This is a genomic window from Rhodococcus sp. P4_C10 (genome assembly GCF_056402135.1).
The window spans coordinates 1-1,697 of sequence record NZ_JBFUHZ010000091.1; the positions used below are offsets into that span (position 1 = coordinate 1).

The 1,697-nt window shown below is 66.0% G+C and carries 1 protein-coding gene and 1 pseudogene; both read right to left on the reverse strand.

Annotated elements, in window-relative coordinates:
* Nucleotides 1-338 (reverse strand): annotated as a pseudogene (locus tag AC1DWC_RS26635) (Ig-like domain-containing protein); the annotation flags it as partial.
* Nucleotides 339-729: 391 nt separating this feature from the next.
* Nucleotides 730-1,697 (reverse strand): Ig-like domain-containing protein (locus tag AC1DWC_RS26640; RefSeq protein ID WP_477912888.1); only part of this gene is annotated, 968 nt, incomplete at its 5' end.

The window sequence follows — 1,697 nt, forward strand, 5'->3', positions numbered from 1 at the left end:
AAGTCCGCCCCCTGGCTCTCGAGCCCACGCGGAGAGCCGTCGACCTTCGCCGAGCCGTCCACGTACGTCAGGCACGCGGGGTGGAAGTCCTTGACCGCCTGGACGTACTCRACGACGGTGAGAGCCTTCCGCATGAACTTCATCGAGGTCGTGACGATCTCGCCCTCGACCGGCGTCGTGTTGCTGACGGTCCGGGTGAAGTTGCTGTTGCCGTCGGCCCAGGACACCGAACYCGGCGCCGCACCAGCCATGCCGACACCGGCGGTGACCGCGAACCCGGCCGCCACCGCGAACGCGCTCACACCACCGATCACCCGGCGGGTGTTTCCTACAGACATTGTTTCCCTCTCGATGACAATCCAGGACGACCGTCCAACTTTTTGGATTCGGCTCAGGGTAACGCACCAAGCCGATTGTCACGGGCAGATCACGGGGAGAAATTTGAGCGAGATCGGCGGTTCGGCGCGGCACCGCCCAGCGAAGCGTCGCAGCTCGAGAAAAGTGGCCTTGAACTGCCATTTCATGCGGGGACCGCACCGCCGCAGGCAGTGACCGTGACGGCCGGTTACGTTTGTTGCTGGCCGGTAATTATTTCGTTCAGCTGACGAATTCGACCCGCAATCGGGCATTTCTGCCATGGCCCGATTCCTGCCGCGAATACAAGTGTGACCCCTGCCGAACTTCCGGCAGGGGCCACACTCACGTCACTCCGTCAGGAGTTCTGACGGTCTAGGAAGAACCGAACAGGTTCCCCAGCGAACCGCCCGCACCGTTTCCACCCTCGACGGGCTCGTCGACGGTGATGATGCCGACCTCGGTGGTCGAGGTCAGGTGGCCCGGGGCGCCACTGTAGATCGCGGTGATCTGGTGCTCACCGGCAGTGGTGAAGGCCTGCGAGCGAGTCGCCTTGCCTGCGAGCAACCCGACCGGAGCACCGAGCGGCGTGGCGCCGTCCATGAACTGCACGGTTCCACCGGCCGGAGTCGGGGAGACAGTCGCGACCAGGTTCACCGCAGCCCCGTTCTTCGCGGTGGCGGGCATGGCCAGCACCGTGGTGGTGGCCACGTCTGTGATGACGGGGGCCGACACCTCGACCGTGCTGGACTGCGAGACCGAGGTCAGGAAGCCGGTCGTTCCACCGAACTCAGCGGTGACGGTGTGCGCTCCGACGGTCGTGAAGGTGTGGCTCAGCTTCGCCTCACCATTGACCGCGTTCACGGTCTTGCCGATGAGGGCACCACCGTCCTTGAAGAAGATCGTTCCGCCGGACGGGATGGGATCACCGTTCGGACCCGTCACCTTCGCCCACAGGTCGACGGCCACGCCGGTGGTCGCGGTCGCCGGGGCGGTCGCGGTCGTGGTCGTGGCGACGTCGGTCGGAACCGGCGCACTCACGGTGACCGTGTGTGCCGCCGAGGTGGACCCCTGGAACTCACCCGCACCCGAGTACACCGCGGTAATGCTGCGCGTGCCCGCCGCGAACTTCTGCGTGATCGAACCCTTGCCCTCGGAATCGAGGTTCACCGGGCCACCCAGGTTCTCGGTGCCGTCCTTGAACTGCACCGTGCCACCAGCAGGAGCCGGCGAAACCTGCACGTTCAGAACCACATCCGCACCCGCCACCGCGGAAGCCGGACCCGACACGACCGTCGTGGTCGCGACATCAGCCGGCGACACCGCGACGGCGTGCGCAGCCG